Source organism: Bartonella florencae (assembly GCF_000312525.1).
In the GTDB taxonomy this organism is placed as follows: domain Bacteria; phylum Pseudomonadota; class Alphaproteobacteria; order Rhizobiales; family Rhizobiaceae; genus Bartonella; species Bartonella florencae.
The window spans coordinates 331076-346523 of the sequence record NZ_HE997452.1 but is presented as its reverse complement, the minus strand read 5'-3'; the positions used below and the strand labels follow the sequence as shown (position 1 = coordinate 346523).

General features: G+C 37.3%; 16 protein-coding genes, 1 tRNA gene and 2 pseudogenes. 7 read left to right on the top strand and 12 right to left on the bottom strand.

Translation table 11 applies throughout. The annotated features are described in order from the left end of the window. Positions 1-52: 52 nt before the first annotated feature. Positions 53-1030, bottom strand: a complete 978-nt coding sequence (locus BN202_RS04270; RefSeq protein ID WP_019219309.1) for an ABC transporter substrate-binding protein — start codon at positions 1028-1030, stop codon at positions 53-55. 194 nt (positions 1031-1224) lie between these two features. Here BN202_RS04270 and BN202_RS04265 point away from each other — a divergent pair. Further along, positions 1225-1299, top strand: a tRNA-Gly gene (locus tag BN202_RS04265). Positions 1300-1545: 246 nt separating this feature from the next. Here the strand turns inward: BN202_RS04265 and BN202_RS09425 are convergent. Further along, positions 1546-1677, bottom strand: a pseudogene (locus BN202_RS09425) (DnaB-like helicase C-terminal domain-containing protein); the annotation flags it as partial. 264 nt (positions 1678-1941) lie between these two features. Between BN202_RS09425 and BN202_RS04260 the strand changes: the two are divergent. Further along, a complete protein-coding gene (locus tag BN202_RS04260) occupies positions 1942-2667 on the top strand; it encodes a GNAT family N-acetyltransferase (RefSeq protein ID WP_244426411.1) in 726 nt (241 codons plus the stop codon). A 1001-nt stretch (positions 2668-3668) separates the two neighbouring features. Here the strand turns inward: BN202_RS04260 and BN202_RS10425 are convergent. The 6 genes from BN202_RS10425 to thiD all read right to left on the bottom strand — a co-directional run bounded on the left by BN202_RS10425 (position 3669) and on the right by thiD (position 6110). Beyond that, positions 3669-3803, bottom strand: coding sequence for a hypothetical protein (locus BN202_RS10425; RefSeq protein WP_019219305.1), 135 nt, complete (start codon positions 3801-3803; stop codon positions 3669-3671). Positions 3804-3978: 175 nt separating this feature from the next. Then, positions 3979-4107 carry a hypothetical protein gene (locus tag BN202_RS10420; protein ID WP_019219303.1) on the bottom strand — a complete coding sequence of 43 codons (129 nt, stop codon included), beginning with the start codon at positions 4105-4107 and terminating at the stop codon, positions 3979-3981. Further along, on the bottom strand, positions 4094-4219 hold the full coding sequence (locus BN202_RS10415) for a hypothetical protein (protein WP_280109564.1): 126 nt from the start codon (positions 4217-4219) through the stop codon (positions 4094-4096). Before BN202_RS10415 ends, BN202_RS10420 begins: the two co-directional genes overlap by 14 nt. 177 nt (positions 4220-4396) lie before the next feature. After that, a complete protein-coding gene (locus BN202_RS10270; RefSeq protein WP_280109567.1) occupies positions 4397-4462 on the bottom strand; it encodes an NAD(P)H-dependent oxidoreductase in 66 nt (21 codons plus the stop codon). A 12-nt stretch (positions 4463-4474) separates the two neighbouring features. Beyond that, a complete protein-coding gene (locus tag BN202_RS10265; protein ID WP_019219301.1) occupies positions 4475-4669 on the bottom strand; it encodes an NADPH-dependent FMN reductase in 195 nt (64 codons plus the stop codon). A gap of 577 nt (positions 4670-5246) precedes the next feature. Continuing rightward, positions 5247-6110 (bottom strand): bifunctional hydroxymethylpyrimidine kinase/phosphomethylpyrimidine kinase, encoded by an 864-nt coding sequence (gene thiD, locus BN202_RS04245; RefSeq protein WP_019219300.1) that lies wholly within the window; start codon positions 6108-6110, stop codon positions 5247-5249. Positions 6111-6239: 129 nt separating this feature from the next. Here thiD and BN202_RS04240 point away from each other — a divergent pair, with 129 nt between their 5' ends. The 3 genes from BN202_RS04240 to BN202_RS04230 all read left to right on the top strand — a co-directional run bounded on the left by BN202_RS04240 (position 6240) and on the right by BN202_RS04230 (position 9840). After that, complete coding sequence (locus BN202_RS04240) at positions 6240-7052, top strand: lysophospholipid acyltransferase family protein (protein WP_019219299.1); 813 nt, start codon at positions 6240-6242, stop codon at positions 7050-7052. A 594-nt stretch (positions 7053-7646) separates the two neighbouring features. Next, positions 7647-8774, top strand: a complete 1128-nt coding sequence (locus tag BN202_RS04235) for a D-alanyl-D-alanine carboxypeptidase family protein (protein WP_019219298.1) — start codon at positions 7647-7649, stop codon at positions 8772-8774. Between the two features lie 4 nt (positions 8775-8778). Then, positions 8779-9840 carry a CobW family GTP-binding protein gene (locus BN202_RS04230; RefSeq protein ID WP_034987432.1) on the top strand — a complete coding sequence of 354 codons (1062 nt, stop codon included), beginning with the start codon at positions 8779-8781 and terminating at the stop codon, positions 9838-9840. Positions 9841-9985: 145 nt separating this feature from the next. Here BN202_RS04230 and BN202_RS09695 read toward each other — a convergent pair whose 3' ends face one another. From BN202_RS09695 to BN202_RS04215, 4 genes are all read right to left on the bottom strand, one after another. Next, complete coding sequence (locus BN202_RS09695) at positions 9986-10198, bottom strand: hypothetical protein (protein WP_156792107.1); 213 nt, start codon at positions 10196-10198, stop codon at positions 9986-9988. Positions 10199-10660: 462 nt separating this feature from the next. Then, a complete protein-coding gene (locus BN202_RS04225; protein ID WP_034987270.1) occupies positions 10661-11410 on the bottom strand; it encodes a L,D-transpeptidase family protein in 750 nt (249 codons plus the stop codon). Between the two features lie 38 nt (positions 11411-11448). Further along, positions 11449-12405, bottom strand: coding sequence for an acetyl-CoA carboxylase carboxyltransferase subunit alpha (locus tag BN202_RS04220; RefSeq protein ID WP_034987266.1), 957 nt, complete (start codon positions 12403-12405; stop codon positions 11449-11451). Between the two features lie 78 nt (positions 12406-12483). Further along, positions 12484-13422, bottom strand: coding sequence for a site-specific tyrosine recombinase XerD (locus tag BN202_RS04215; RefSeq protein ID WP_019219293.1), 939 nt, complete (start codon positions 13420-13422; stop codon positions 12484-12486). A gap of 260 nt (positions 13423-13682) precedes the next feature. On the opposite strand from BN202_RS04215, the pseudogene BN202_RS04210 reads away from it, so the two are divergent. Together BN202_RS04210 and aroB are read left to right on the top strand one after the other, a co-directional pair. Next, a pseudogene (locus BN202_RS04210) lies at positions 13683-14316 on the top strand (shikimate kinase). Then, a complete protein-coding gene (gene aroB, locus BN202_RS04205) occupies positions 14291-15436 on the top strand; it encodes a 3-dehydroquinate synthase (RefSeq protein ID WP_019219290.1) in 1146 nt (381 codons plus the stop codon). Before BN202_RS04210 ends, aroB begins: the two are co-directional and overlap by 26 nt. Positions 15437-15448: the final 12 nt, after the last annotated feature.

Sequence of the window (15448 nt, the reverse complement as noted above, 5' to 3'; positions counted from 1 at the left end):
CCCATGAAAATTTAACGTACTTTTATTGTGTCAATATTATACGAATGAAAGCCTATTGAAGAACTTTTGTTGCACGCTCAATAACTGCCTGCGGAATAACAATACCAGCTTTTTTTGCAGCCTTCATATCAATTCTAATGTCGTTATTAGCCGCCTGCACCACATCAATATCGCCAGGCTTTTCACCTTTTAGAATGCGCACTACAATTTTTCCAGCATCAACCCCAACATCGTAGAAATTCACGCCTTGCGTCATAAAAGGCCCTCTCCCAATAGCGTTAAAATCGACAGTAAATAGAGGCATATTGGCTTCCTGTGCAACTTTTACTGCCCCCTCTAAAACAGAAAGCACTGTATTATCAGCAGGAACAAAAATAATATCCGCCTTACCAATTAAAGCACGTGTTGCAGCCTGCACATCAGAAGGTTTAGGCGCGGATGAGGGAATAATTTCAATACCAACTTTATTTGCCTCCTCCTTTAAGGTCTTCAATATTGCAACAGAATTGGCTTCAGAAGCATTATAGAGGAAACCAATTTTTTTTAAATCTGGTTTTACTTCTTGCAAAAGTTTAACACTTGCTTCCACATCTATGCGATCAGAAGATCCGGTTACATTTCCGCCAGGTTTAGTAAGCGAAGGCACTATTTTGGTCCCCACAGGATCAGAAATCGCAGCAAAAACAATAGGGATTGTTTTTGTTGCCGCAAGCATTGTTTGGGCTGAAGGTGTGGTAATTGCTACAATAACATCGGGTTTATCACCAACAAATTTACGTGCAATCTGTGTTGCTGTAGAAATATTGCCTTGAGCTGATAAAAAGGTAAGTTCGAAATTTTCACCCTGTTTATACCCATTTTCCGCAAGCGTATCGATAACCCCTTTACGAACAGCATCTGCAGCAGGATGTACCATAATTTGTGTAACTGCAACCTTAATGTGTTTAACGTGATCATCAGCTTTTGCAAAGCAATTCATCATAAAAACAGCTACAATCACAATGCATAATATATTGACTCTTTTCAACACTCTACTCCACCCCTTTTTTGCAACAATTAAAGAGCGATTAATTTATTGAAGAGTACTATCAAAATCAATCTTTATTTTTATTTTTGAAACATTTACAAAATAAATCAGACTGACATGTTATTTTTTTGTTGCAATTCGCTAAAGCCTACGCCATACAGACAGCATCTGAAGCAAAATATGTTTCGAATCGGTGAGCGGGTGTAGCTCAGGGGTAGAGCACAACCTTGCCAAGGTTGGGGTCGTGGGTTCGAATCCCATCGCCCGCTCCATTTAAATCTTGTGTTGCGTAAAGTTTACATTTGTAAATGCCTTTTGTAGTGTAGCCCCCCTGTAGCTTGCCAGCGGGTTTTGTATATTTTGACACTGGTTTTTGTACCAATTTATTTTCTTTAAAATGATTTTTATAAGGGTTCTCAAAGGGGCTTCAAAGACCTTTCAAAGCTTTTTAAGATTCGTAATTTTTTGTAAAAATCTATTGGATTTTACTCCTAAACCATCGGATGATAATTTTTAGCTCAAGCGGATTTTTCTAAAAAGTGGCTCTTATCTGCTAGGTCACTAAACCGTGTAAAATAATCTTGAAAAGCGAGAAGAACATTTCCTGTTGGTCCATGACGTTGTTTGGCAATAATAACGTTAGCTTTGCCAAGAGTATTTTTATTATCTCTTGCCATCCCGAAGATAATTTTTTAGGTAGATCTTTTGCGAACTTACAGTTTATAGAGGCTTATTTAAAAGAATTTGCGATTACCTTTAAACTGATATTCTTTTACAACCCCAATATTGAAAGATCAATTTAAAATGATGAGCAATTATAGTGACAACAAATGTTAAACAAATCAAAAATCGACTTGCTGTTAGAGAATAATTTTTTTTCAAAGGTACGTTTTTTACCAAAATTGTGTCCCAAAATGAAGGTTGTTGATTTTTCAAATGGAGTGTCTTCTGTTAATTCAACATTTGCTTCAGACACATTCAATATTGTCTCTGCTAAAAATTTACAAGAAACGGTACCTGTAGACCAAGCAAAATCTATAATCGATTCCTTTAATGCACAAAAACTGCCTTTAGCTTGGTGGGTTGGATCGCATTCATCTCATTATAAAGTTGATGAAGTTCTCTTATCTATGGGTTTAGAGCATGTTGAAACAGAAGTAGGAATGGCAGCTTTAGCACAAAATATAGACTCACATGTTACTTCTATGCCGGATAATTTCAAAATCAAAGAAGTTAAATCCCTTCAAGATTTTAGAGATTACGGAAATGTTATGGCATCAGTATTCGAGCCTTTTGATGAAGAAGCGGTCATATTTTATGAAACAATAGGAAGCTGTTATAAAAAAGATCCTAATGTAGATCTATTCGTTGGTTATATAAATAACAATCCTGTAGCCATATGCTTTTGTATTAAAGCGGATGAAATTGGTGGAATATATGATATTGTTACCAATCCAGATTTTCAGAAAAAAGGTATAGGGACATTCATGACAAAAATTGCTATTAAGCATTTAAAAAGAAAAAAATGTCATGTTATTGGTATGCAAGCATCACACGAGGGAATTGGCATTTATAAAAAATTGGGTTTTATAAATTTTGGTGAATTCAAAGTTTATTCCAATAAACACATGGTCATTTAGTTATGAACCCTCCTTTTGCTCATCTATTAAGAGAATTTATGATTTACAGATCCAATTTGAACCAGTGAATTTTTTTGATATAATTGATAAATGAATATTTGTTGTTGGTATTTATGAAGAGCTAAAAAACAAATATTTAAAACTATATTTTCATCATAGTTTATTAGATGATTATTCTGTGAGTAAATTAATAGAAAATTTTTACTTTATACAATAAATAAAGGGGCTTACAGAACCTTTCAAAGATTATTTAACACCTCTTTAAGGAGTTTTTTCTTTTTCTCAATATCGCAATTGGGAGGATGATTTTCTTAGTACGAATTGCATTATTTGAAGAGTTACACAAATAAACTTTTTTCATTTCTTTTAGTGTAAATTGACTGAAGGTTTTTTGTATCTCCAACACATCTTAAATACACTGAGTGGCTTTCTTATTGCCTTTGTCCATAAAGCTTTAAATTTAAGCAAACACACCGCTTGTTTTTAAAGCTTACGGTAACATCTTTGGACACTACAAATAATCAGAAAAAACATCGGATGCGATAAAAGCTTTTACAACTGCTCTTTTTAGAAAAACGCGCATTTAAATCGAATATACCAACCAATAACTACGCTTTCAGTGTATCGATAACTTTCCCCTTTTTAGTGACTACAGGTAACTCTTCTATAATTTCTGCTACCTCATCACAGGATATTATTTTTTGCTCATTGAACTACATCAGCATAAACTTTTTCTTACACAGTTTTGCACATTGATCGACATGCTAGTTTAGACTTTTTCACTTAATTCTTGCCAAACCTTGTGCGCTTCTCTCTTCAGCTAAACCATGGAAAAATCTTGACCGATTTTAATATTATCCTCTTGATAATAAGTATTTTGATATTTTGACGTTTCAAAAGAATCCGCAATACCAATCGGGCTTCTCAAATAATCACGATTTTTCATTATTTTTCATGACATTCAACACCTGTTGACTTATTTTCTGATGGGTAAGCCAGCATCAACCATTTGGTGTTGTTTTTCGTCCTAATTTAACAGATATGAAATCAACTTTATTTTTGCGCGCACAATCAACAAACACTTGATCATGAGAATTGGAACCAAAAACATGAAGAATACATGGTGCCTTAGCCAAAAAAGCCAACTCGCTCAATTAACGCACAAGAAAATGTATGGGCAGGCGAATGAACCCACAATATGCAATATTTCAACCCACCCCATTGTTTCACAGCTTCTAAAAATTGTGCCCGCGAAGCCGCACAATAATAATCTAACGACACACACAGAGAGTTTTTTTGTAATGCTCCAAGCTAATTCTGATGAGAAAGAAAGCGCGCGGCAATAATCACTTCTTGCGGCTCAAGCGAAAGACATAAAGAGACAAACATCCTCGTGCCACCTACCACAAAATAACGATATTGCGCATCATTTTTTGTCATCTCTCCCAGCTTTTTGGTCTAAAAACGCACACATTTTATCAGCAAGACACTCACAATGTTTCCGTACTTCTTCACTGATAACTTTCCATGTACGCCCCTCATCATCCGACACAAAATCCTCTTTAGCTGAAGCAACTTGACACTGCAACGGATAACCATAAAGCATACACACCACCGGCAATAAATGCTCACACGGTTGTACACATTTTTTGGCTGTATTACCATGAGAAATAAGCCCAACGAGTTTCCTTAAAAAAGCATTATAGGCCAAATGATCAAGAGCATTTTTTTAAACACCCGAATAAGACCCTTGGTAAAGAGGGCTAGCAAGAATAACCCCATCAGCCGCCGCGATTGTTTTAACAGATTAGCGTACAGCAGCGCTCGTATGAGCCTCCACATCATGATGATAATCTGGATCAGCAATCGGCAAAGGCTGTTCACGAAAATCAACCCAACAAAGCGCTCCACCCCGCGCCAATAGGTAATCAGCCAAGCAATTTGCGACAGTTCTTGTTAACGATAGTTGACGCACAGCCCCTAAAATAATTGCAATATTCAACAGAACTCTCCCCTTTATTTGCCCCGAAAAATCTAACTACATGGTGAAAAATGATCATAAACAGAATAGCTAATATAAATACACCATCTCTATAACACCAACCGTGATTGCAAAGCATAGTCTAAAATCAGCCAACCTTAACAATATTATTGGCAAAACAAAAACGAAAAAAATCTTGAAAATAAAATTATAGCAATAGCCCGCAGCCATTTTAACATTCTAGACTAAGAAATAACTGCTGTTTGTGGAATTATAATAAATACTAAAAATCAATATCGCTGACCAATGCTCATGAAAATCTTTTTTGCTCTTTTGTTTTTTAGTTGTTTTTAAGACGCGTTAAACTTTTTGCTTAATTTTTATAAAAAATATTCCCAAAATGATTTTCTGGACTTTTACAGATTTTTCAAAAGAGCTTACAAACTCTTTTCTCCTTTTACTTCCCTTATTTCACCTCTTTCCGCTTAAGCTAAACCCTTGTACCAAATGGCACCTGTTTTATCCGTTTTTTTATGAGCATAGAAAATATCACGACGAAACACGCGGCAGAGCAAAAAATTTTTTTACATCTATTGTTTCATACACTCTTCCATAATTCATAAAAATGATGAAGAGGGCCCCGTCCTTTCCCGACTTGCAAAGCATGTGAGGCAGATAACGCTCCATGTAAATAGTCCTTTGCTTGTTTAACCGCACAAAATAAAGGCTGTGTAGGCAATAAAGCTGCAATTGCAGCAGAAATGGTACAACCCGTACCGTGATCATGAGTGGTTGTAAGACGAGGTGCCTCAAGCATAATAAGATCTTCACCATCACAATAAAGATCCGGACTAGAACACTTGTCATTCTCCATAGTCTCTCTTGCAAGAATGCTCAGATGTCCCCCCTTCAATAAAACGGCATTACAACCAAGCCCCAGCAATTGTGGGGCATATTGATACATAGCGTTTAACGACCATTGCACCTCACATCCCAACAGCAGAGATGCCTCAGGTAAATTTGGCGTGATCAAAGTTGCCATGGGCACAAGAACATCACGCATAATTTCAATGGTGTCAGGCTGTAAAAGCACATCTCCACTTTTTGCCACCATAACGGGATCAAAAACAATGAATCGCGCTTTGTGATATGCAAGGCGCTCTGCTATAACCCTTGCAATCTGAGCATTTGCCACCATACCAATTTTAACAGCATCAACATAAATATCTTCAAAGACTGAATCAATTTGATCAGCAACAAAAGAAGCATCCAACGCTTGAAAAGCACGTACACCCCGCGTATTTTGTGCAACGACAGCTGTAACAACACTCATACCATAAGTTTTCATGGCTGAAAAAACTTTCAAATCCGCGTGCATTCCAGCACCGCCGGAAGGATCAGTGCCAGCAATAGATAAAATCCGTGGAATAAAAAATTTATTTTGGCTAAGCTGTAACTCCATCAATCTCTTTCCTTATGTTTTTAAATATCAGAAAATAATTTAGCGAAAAATAGCTGTTTGAAAAAATATAAAGAAAGATGTTTTCTCATATAAATTACGTTATATATACGGTCTTTTTGTAGAGATAAAATGGAAAATTTAGTGCTTATCCTTCGCTCCCTTCTTTTCACATTCGCTTTTTATACGACAACTTTCATACAAATGATTCTTTATGCACCCGTTTATTTTCTCATGCCACGCAAAAAAGCATGGATTGTACCAAAAACATGGGCGCGCGTTACGCTTTTTTTGCAAAAATACATAGCAGGTACAAACTATGAAATTGAAGGATTAGAAAATCTCCCCAAAGGGGCCTATATTATTGCCCCCAAACATCAATCTGCATGGGAAACCTTTGGTCTTGTCCCGCATCTTGATGATCCTGCTCTCATTCTAAAACGTGAATTGACATGGATTCCACTTTTTGGCTGGTACATGGCAAAAACACAAATTATCCCCATTAACCGTACAACGCCCATCAAAGCCCTGAAAACTATTATACAAAAAGCCAAAGAAAAAACAAAACAAGGGCGCCAAATTCTCATCTTTCCCGAAGGAACACGCCGCAAACCAGGTCAAGAACCAGATTATAAATCAGGGATTGTTGCTCTCTACAATGAACTAGGGCTTCAAGTTGTTCCTATTGCCCACAATGCCGGCCTATATTGGCCACGAGGCAATTTCCGCCGCTATTCAGGAACAATCCGCGTTCGCATTCTTCCTCCCATAGAAGCTGGTTTAAACAAACGTGATTTTCTAGAACAACTCATCGAAAAAACAGAAAAAGCTTGTGATGAACTGCTTCTCCTAGCAACACAAGATATAAATCCTCCACCTCTGCCACCTTGTGCTGTTAAAAAACTTCAAAAACTAAATCAGCATAATCAACATATTGATTTATAAAGTAGTTATTATTTTTCATATTGCGTTAAGAGGGCTAAATACAGGAGTCTTTTTCACCCTGCTCTTTTAACGATAAATCATTTAAAATTTTTTACACCTAAGAGAAAGTCATATGTGGACAAACAATATTTAAGAGAGAAGTGCATATATCTGAAGTATTTCAAGAGAAGAGCAGTTACACCTCTAAGAGCTGTTAAATAATATTATACAGCTACATCTTCATAAAAATCCAAAGAATATTTTCCAAGAAATTTCATATTACACACTCCATAAGTTGTACTAAGATATGAGATTGAGATAAATTAAGACATCTCTTAAAAAAAAGATGGAGATAAAAAGAACAATAGCCTACTCTTTTTTAAGAAAAGCAGAGTAAACATAAAGCATTGCCCAATATCTATTATTGAATAAATATTACTCTAGAAAATTTTGCATGCGATAAATTTAAATTTAAAGGGGATGGCATTTTTATCTCGATAAGCAAAACTAATACGCAATTAACCATTTTAACTCTCTATCATAGAATAAAAAGCTTTTTGTACTAAATTAAAGTGTTTTTAAAACACTGATAAGAAGGCATTGGACTTAAACTTAATGAAAAAACTCTTTACTAAACTGTTTTTATCTTTTATTTTGAGTTTGACAAGCAATCTTTGTCGAGCTCAGCCCTTTATATCTGTTGATGTTACAACGGGACATATCTTAGAGCACCATCAAGCCTTTGAGCGTTGGTATCCAGCCTCCTTAACAAAATTAATGACTGCTTATGTTATCTTTCATGCTATGAGAGCAGGGGAAATTTCACTCAACAAACACATCACTATCAGCAAAAATGCAGCCAAAGCCCCTGCACACCGTTCAGGATATAAAGCCGGTTCTGTACTCACCCTTCATACAGCCCTAAGCATTACTTTAGTGAATTCCACCAATGATTTAGCCATTGCCATGAGTGAAGCCGTTGCTAGTTCACAAGAAGCTTTTGTACAAAAAATGAATACTGAAGCCAAACGCCTTGGCATGATTGGTACCCATTTTGCCAATGCAAGCGGATTACCAGACCCACAAAATTACTCCACCGCACGCGATATTGCTCTTTTAGCGGTGCAAATTCGCCGTGAATTTCCTCAATATGCACATTATTTTTCTATTCCTGCCATTGATTTTGGTAATAAACGAAAAATCAAACCCAATTCAAATAACCTCATTGGTCGCTTTAATGGCATAGATGGCATGAAAACAGGTTTTATTTGTGCCTCTGGTTTTAATCTTGTTGCCTCCGCAACGCGCCATAAACGCACAATTATTGCTGTTATTTTAGGAGCAAACAATATAAGTGAAAGAGAAGAAAAAGCCGCCCAACTGCTCGAAGCAGGTTTTTTACATCAAGGTACACCTCAATTAACGCTGGCAACATTAAAACCCTATGGTACCAAGATGACACAAGCAAATGATATGAAACAACAAATGTGCACACCTGAAGCCATAAAAATGCATGCAAATTCTTATGACGATCAAGGAAATATTATCTTTACTTCACCTTTTATTACTGATCCACCATCTTCCATACTTCCTTTACAAGTACGACTTATCAGTAAACCACAAACAAATGAATCTACACCTCAATATAAAGTGAAAGTGAAAACAAAACCGCTAAAAACTTCATATTCCGTATCAAAACAAGAAAAAAGCTCTATAATCAAGTCGGCAAATGACGGTCGGTAAAAACATGAAAATAAAGCGCATTCCCCTCACTCTCATTACCGGCTTTTTAGGTTCTGGCAAAACAACTTTGCTCAATCGGATGCTACGCGACCCTCTTTTGGCTGATTGTGCTGTAATTATCAATGAATTCGGTGAAGTAAGTATTGATCATCTTTTGGTTGAAAAAACAACGGAAGGAATTATCGAACTTGCCAATGGTTGCTTATGCTGCAATTTACGCAGTGATCTTATTGATACCTTGACTGATTTAATAAATCGCGTTCAAAGGGGAAGTCTCAAACCATTCAATCGCATTATCATTGAAACAACAGGCATGGCTGATCCTGCGCCTATTTTACAAGCCCTTCTAAGCTACCCTCTTTTTATGCAAACATTGTTCATTGACGATATTTTGACAACATTTGACACATTAAAGTCGATTTCTCTCTTGGAACGCTATCCTGAAATACACAAGCAATTAGTACTTGCGGACAAAATTATCCTCACCAAAACAGACCTTATTGACGAAAAAGTGCTTTCCAATACACTTCTCAAAACACTCAAAACAATTAATCCTACAGCACAAATCATCGATGCCAATTCTCATCATTGCTGTGCAAATGTATTAATAAGCAAAACATTATGGGATGAAAAAGAAGAAAATATACAACATAAACAATGGCCCCCCCATGCTCCCCATAATCATGCACACCATTCAACCATTTGCGCTTTTTCACTAGACTGTGAAGAACCAATAGATTACGCTAGCCTTGATGCTTTTTTAGAGCTCGTAAAAGATCTTTATGGTGCAAAATTGCTCCGTATTAAAGCGATCGTTGCGTTGCGTGATGATCCACATCGTCCCCTTGTTTTACACGGTATACAGACATTTTTTCATCCACCCATAAGATTGCCAGAATGGCCAAAAGGAATCATACAAACGCGTTTTGTTATCATAGCCGATGGTGTTGAAAAGAAAGCAATACAAAAACTTTTCAATGCTTTTTTAAACAAACCAGAAATAGATACAGCAGACAAAACTGCTCTATTAGATAACCCCCTGAGCATTCTAGGAATAAAGTTTTAATTTTTTTCAAAATTCAATAAATGAAATTTTTTAAGGAACAACACAGCTAATTTTTGAATATGCTCTATGACATTTCATGACAAACGCTAACATATCTTTTAATCTCCTCCTAAAAGACAAAAAATCTAGGTCTCCCCATCTATAATCAGATTGATTTCTTTTTAATGGTGCCATTCCTCTCACGCAAAACAGAGCGCCATAAAATGCCACTATATTGCCAATTCATAGGTTTTTTTAAAGAGAAATTTCTCAACACACCTAGATCTATTTCACGAGGAATCCATAAATGGATAATGGTAAATTCATTGTACACCAACAGCACCTTTACACTCATGAATGAGAAAACCGACATCATCATATTGCTTCCAATGTTGCATACTTGCACTTAAGTGCGTTTATAGAAATTCTTTCTTTAAATTTTTTATCCACATGCTCCCCTTTTGTAAGATGCAAGCAAATGATTTTGAACAATTGAACTCAAACAGACCAGCAATGAGAGAATTTCACGGTATGAAGATTTCTCATCCAAGTTGCAAAACAACGGAATTATAACAAATCAATCTATTTCCCTTGAATAACCTTCACCTGTTTATCACTCATGTGATTTACTTCACCAGAACAAGCTTCATCCTAAAATATTCCTCTTAAGCAATACATACCCTCAGTGGATTGATACAAAAAACAAACATCAAATAGTTTTTAAGATGCGAATAAGTTTTATATCACCGTACGACAAAACAATATTTTACAGCATTACAGATAAAAGAATAAAGCATTCTGAAACAAGTAATGAGCATTCCATTTTGCAATAAGATAATACTCACGGTTTTAGAGCCATTGAAGTTTTATGAATTCCACGATTGAAAACGTAACGCTTTTCATAAACATCTACCGTTGGGGGCATACGATTTTTCTCAAAAAAATCATAACCTTCCTTAAGCATAACCCAGAATGGATAATGAGGGTCAGTCTTATAGCGTTCCATATTTTCATGAGTCATGCGGAAAGGAAAAGCCTGCAACTGAAATTCTCTCTGTCCACCTTTAAAAGCATCCCGTGCAAACGCATAAATCTGTGCCATATTCTTATCACTCATGGAGTAGCAACCAGCAGAAAAGCAAGAACCATGCACCATCAGATTACTTCCTGTTCGACCATTTGCTTTATCATAAAGGTTTGGAAATCCTATATTAAAAGAGAGATAATATTTCGAATAAGGATTCATTTGATTTGCGCTAATAGTGTAAAAACCTTCCGGTGTTTGAAGGTCTCCTTCCTTATACTTAGGTCCAAGTTGACCAGACCATTTGCAAATGCCATAACGCGCCATCAAAACAAAAGTCCCTGAACGAGACTGCTTCCAAATTTCAGCAACATTTTCTTCTTTAAAAAACCGCATCATAATTGGTGCATCGGGATCAATATCATGCATTAACATTCTATTTTTGATTTCTTTGGGGAGAGGCTGTTCAACTTTAGCACGAATAGAAGCTGGCAATCTTCCCTCACATGCCATTAATATTCCCATTGCAAACAACACACATACTGTGAGGAATCTCTTGAATATCATCGAATTAAACTCCAATCCATCCTCTCACAAAAAATGGCTTATGCTAAAGACCTACCAATTTGAAGATACTTTTCCCAACGATCTTTTTTAAGCGTTTCCCCATCTTTTCCAGCCATAGTTTTTAAAGCCTCTAAAATAACATCGCCCACATCATCAATCACAGTCTCTTTTCCACGATGTGCGCCTCCTAAAGGCTCAGGAATAATGCCATCAATAATCTTTAATCGATACAAATCTTGCGCGGTAATACGCATATTCATTGCAGCATCTTTAGCCCGCGTTGGATCACGCCATAAAATAGAAGCAGCTCCTTCTGGTGAAATAACAGAATAAATCGCATGCTCCAACATATAAACTTTGTTAGCTGCAGCAATTGCTATAGCCCCTCCAGAACCACCTTCTCCAATAATAACCGAAACAACAGGAACTTTTAGGCGCAAAGTTGCTGCCGTTGATTGGGCGATTGCTTCTGCTTGCCCACGTTCTTCAGCGCTTACCCCAGGATAAGCACCCGCTGTATCAACAAAAGTAAGGAGCGGTAAACCAAACCGATCAGCCATTTCCATAATACGTACGGCCTTACGATAACCTTCTGGACGTGCAGAACCAAAATTATAGCGCAAACGTGTTTGCGTATCATGCCCTTTTTCTTGACCTATATAAGCAACTGCTTCCCCCCGAAAGCGTGCAAACCCAGCTTGAATAGCTTCATCTTCAGCAAACTTACGATCTCCTGCCAAAGGTGTAATATCGCTGAGCAAATGTGCAGAATAATCCATAAAATGGGGGCGATCAGGATGGCGAGCCACTTGTGTTTTTTGCCATGGTGATAATTTTTTATAAATATCGCGCAATGCCGTTTGAGAACGCACTTCAAGACGTGCAATTTCATCGCTCATATCAAGACTGCCCTCTTCTTGAGCAATTTGTTTTAATTCAAGAATTTTTCCATCGAGATCAGCAACTGGTTTTTCAAAATCAAGATAATTATACATTTTACCCAACTTATTTGGTGTCACTTATACACTTATAATCCGTTTTATAAATCATTTTTCAAAAACATTACCCTTTCTTTAACGAGCCTTCTGCTCATCTGCAAGTGGATGATTCTCATTAACAAGACGATAAAGCCCCGCTTCCAATACATGAGTATAAATCTGAGTGGTAGCAATATCAGAGTGGCCTAACAAGTGTTGAACAGCGCGTAAATCCGCACCATTTTGCAAAAGATGGCTCGCGAAAGCATGGCGCAACACATGAGGAGAAAAGCCACGATTGCTTATTCCCGCTCTTGTGGCAAGATTTTTCAACTCCCGTGCAACAACTTGTCGCGCAATATATCCTGTTTCGGAATGCGCAGGAAAGAGATAAGGGCTTGTCGAATCCTTTCCTTGATCACGCAAGTCTAACCACTGGGAAAGAACTTGGCATGCTTTTTTTGATAAAAGGACCATTCGTTCTTTCTTACCTTTACCGCGCACCAAAACACTGTATCCCTTTCCCCGAACAGCTTGCACAGGAAGACTCACCAACTCACTAATACGCAATCCTGTTGCATAAAGCATTTCAATCAACAACTGAAGACGCACTGCACGCAAATACTCTTTTGTCCCATAATCTGCTTGAGCGACTTCCATTTCAGCCAAATCAAGCAATTTTTTCACCATATCTTCACTGATAATTTTGGGCAAAGGGTGCCCTTGACGAGGCGCATCAATATCATGAGAAGGATCATCTTCTCTCAATCCTTCAGCATAAAGAAATTGGTAAAATTGACGCAAAGTCGATAAACGGCGCGCTTGTGAAGATGCTGCACAACCAAGAGTGTGCATAAGCGACAAAAGACCAATTAAATCTTTTTTTTTCGCCATAAAAAGCGAAACAGAATGCGAAGACAAGACCTCTTGTGCCCACTGCAAATCATGCTGATAAGCAGCAAGTGTATGGTCAGAAGCACCTCGCTCAGCACTCATCATCTCAAGAAAACGATCTATCACAGCAGCATTTTTCATTTCATTGATCCTTTTTTGAAGAAAAATTCAATGAATCCAAAGGGACATCGATATACATATCCACAGTTACCGGTTTAACAAAGACCACAAGAGCGATCATGATAGTAAAAAGGATAGCAAGTGAAATAAAAAGAATCATTAAAAATCTGGTCAACGTTGGCATAAGATAATAAACTCTCCCCCGAACACTTCATCTTTAATTATGCCTTATAAAGATTAACAGGAATTGACTTTAAAGCAGATAAATGTCGAAATAAGTTATGGAAAATAATCGACCAAAACATATTCCAATAACACAAGTAAAGAATCAGCTCTTATCATCTCTTGACAAACAGGCTCTTGTCTTTGTTGGTCTGATGGGTGCAGGCAAATCAGTCATCGGTAAACGCGTTGCCACCATGCTCCATTTGCCCTTTTATGATTCCGATCATGAAATTGAAAAAGCCTCAAAAATGACCATCACCGAGCTTTTTAAAACTTATGGTGAATCAGAATTTCGTGCTCTTGAACAGCGTGTTATTTTAAACCTCATAAAAAAAAATCCTATCATTTTAGCAACTGGTGGTGGTGCTTACATCAATCAAGACATCCAAAAAGCCATTCATCAAAATGGGATATCCATCTGGCTCAAAGCCGATCTTGATATCCTCATGCAACGGGTCTCAAAGCGCAAAACGCGACCGCTCCTTCAAACAGTAAATCCTAAAGAAACCATGCAAAAACTCATGGAACAGCGTTATCCTATCTATGCAAAAGCAAACATAACAATTAACACTCATAAAGAAAGCTGTCTTACCGTAGCAAAAACCGTCATACGGTCTGTACAACACTACCTCGATACAGAAAATAAACAATAGGAAGAACAAACATGCAAGCCAAGACCGTCACTGTTAAACTAGACAAGCACTGTTACGATATTATTATTGGCCCAGATCTCATTGCACAAGCGGCTTTGCAGATTAAGCGTTCTCTTAAGCAAAAAGATTCGCATCAGACGCGTTTGGCAATTATTACAGATACCAATGTTGCTTCCCTTCACTTAGAGACATTAAAAAAAGAATTAACAAAGAATAAAATTCATATTGTTCCAATCATTGTAGAAGCAGGAGAACAATCAAAATCATTTTCAACCTTGCAAACTGTCATCGACCAAATTCTTGCCGCACGCTTAGAAAGAGGTAACTGTGTTATTGCTTTTGGTGGCGGTGTCATTGGAGATTTAGCGGGATTTACTGCAAGTATCATACGCCGCGGAATGAATTTTATTCAGATGCCCACAACATTGCTTGCACAAATTGACTCCTCTGTTGGAGGAAAAACCGGCATCAATAGTCAATATGGAAAAAATCTTATAGGCACTTTTTATCAACCGCAATGTGTTATTGCTGACACATCTGTTCTTGATACCTTACCACCACGCGAATTTCGCGCAGGTTATGCGGAAATGGTCAAATATGGTCTCATTAACCAGCCTGATTTCTTTGAATGGCTTGAAAAAAACGGACAAGAAATTTTCCCTAATGGCTCTATGCGAACAGAAGCCCAAACAGAAGCCATTGTTCGCTCATGCCAATTTAAAGCTGCCATAGTAGCACGTGACGAATATGAAACAGGAGAGCGTGCACTCTTAAATCTTGGTCATACCTTTGGACATATGCTTGAAACAGCAACCGCTTATGATTCAAAGCGTTTAATTCACGGTGAAGCTGTAGCAATTGGCATGATTCTCGCACATCAATTCTCTGCGCAACTGAATCTAGTAGCCCCCACACTCATACATCGTATCGAAGCACACTTTAAAGTTGTTGGTTTGCCTACAGGGTTAAAGGATATTCCAGGAGATCTACCAGATGCTGAAACACTGATGAGCCTCATCGCTCAAGATAAAAAAGTTTCACAAAATAATTTGACCTTTATTTTGACACGCGGACTTGGCCAATCATTTATTGCAAAAAATGTTCCACCAGATGCAGTTTTATCCTTTTTGGAACAAAAATTAACAGAAATTCGTTAATTCATCTTGAAT

Excerpts from the sequence above, each read along its gene's own strand:
- BN202_RS04260 (WP_244426411.1), top strand. The coding sequence starts at position 1,942 with ATGAAGGTTGTTGATTTTTCAAATGGAGTGTCTTCTGTTAATTCAACA.
- BN202_RS10420 (WP_019219303.1), bottom strand. The coding sequence starts at position 4,107 with ATGACAAAAAATGATGCGCAATATCGTTATTTTGTGGTAGGTGGCACG.
- thiD (WP_019219300.1), bottom strand. The coding sequence starts at position 6,110 with ATGGAGTTACAGCTTAGCCAAAATAAATTTTTTATTCCACGGATTTTA.
- BN202_RS04240 (WP_019219299.1), top strand. The coding sequence starts at position 6,240 with ATGGAAAATTTAGTGCTTATCCTTCGCTCCCTTCTTTTCACATTCGCT.
- BN202_RS04235 (WP_019219298.1), top strand. The coding sequence starts at position 7,647 with ATGAAAAAACTCTTTACTAAACTGTTTTTATCTTTTATTTTGAGTTTG.
- BN202_RS04230 (WP_034987432.1), top strand. The coding sequence starts at position 8,779 with ATGAAAATAAAGCGCATTCCCCTCACTCTCATTACCGGCTTTTTAGGT.
- BN202_RS09695 (WP_156792107.1), bottom strand. The coding sequence starts at position 10,198 with ATGATGATGTCGGTTTTCTCATTCATGAGTGTAAAGGTGCTGTTGGTG.
- BN202_RS04225 (WP_034987270.1), bottom strand. The coding sequence starts at position 11,410 with ATGATATTCAAGAGATTCCTCACAGTATGTGTGTTGTTTGCAATGGGA.
- BN202_RS04220 (WP_034987266.1), bottom strand. The coding sequence starts at position 12,405 with ATGTATAATTATCTTGATTTTGAAAAACCAGTTGCTGATCTCGATGGA.
- BN202_RS04215 (WP_019219293.1), bottom strand. The coding sequence starts at position 13,422 with ATGAAAAATGCTGCTGTGATAGATCGTTTTCTTGAGATGATGAGTGCT.
- aroB (WP_019219290.1), top strand. The coding sequence starts at position 14,291 with ATGCAAGCCAAGACCGTCACTGTTAAACTAGACAAGCACTGTTACGAT.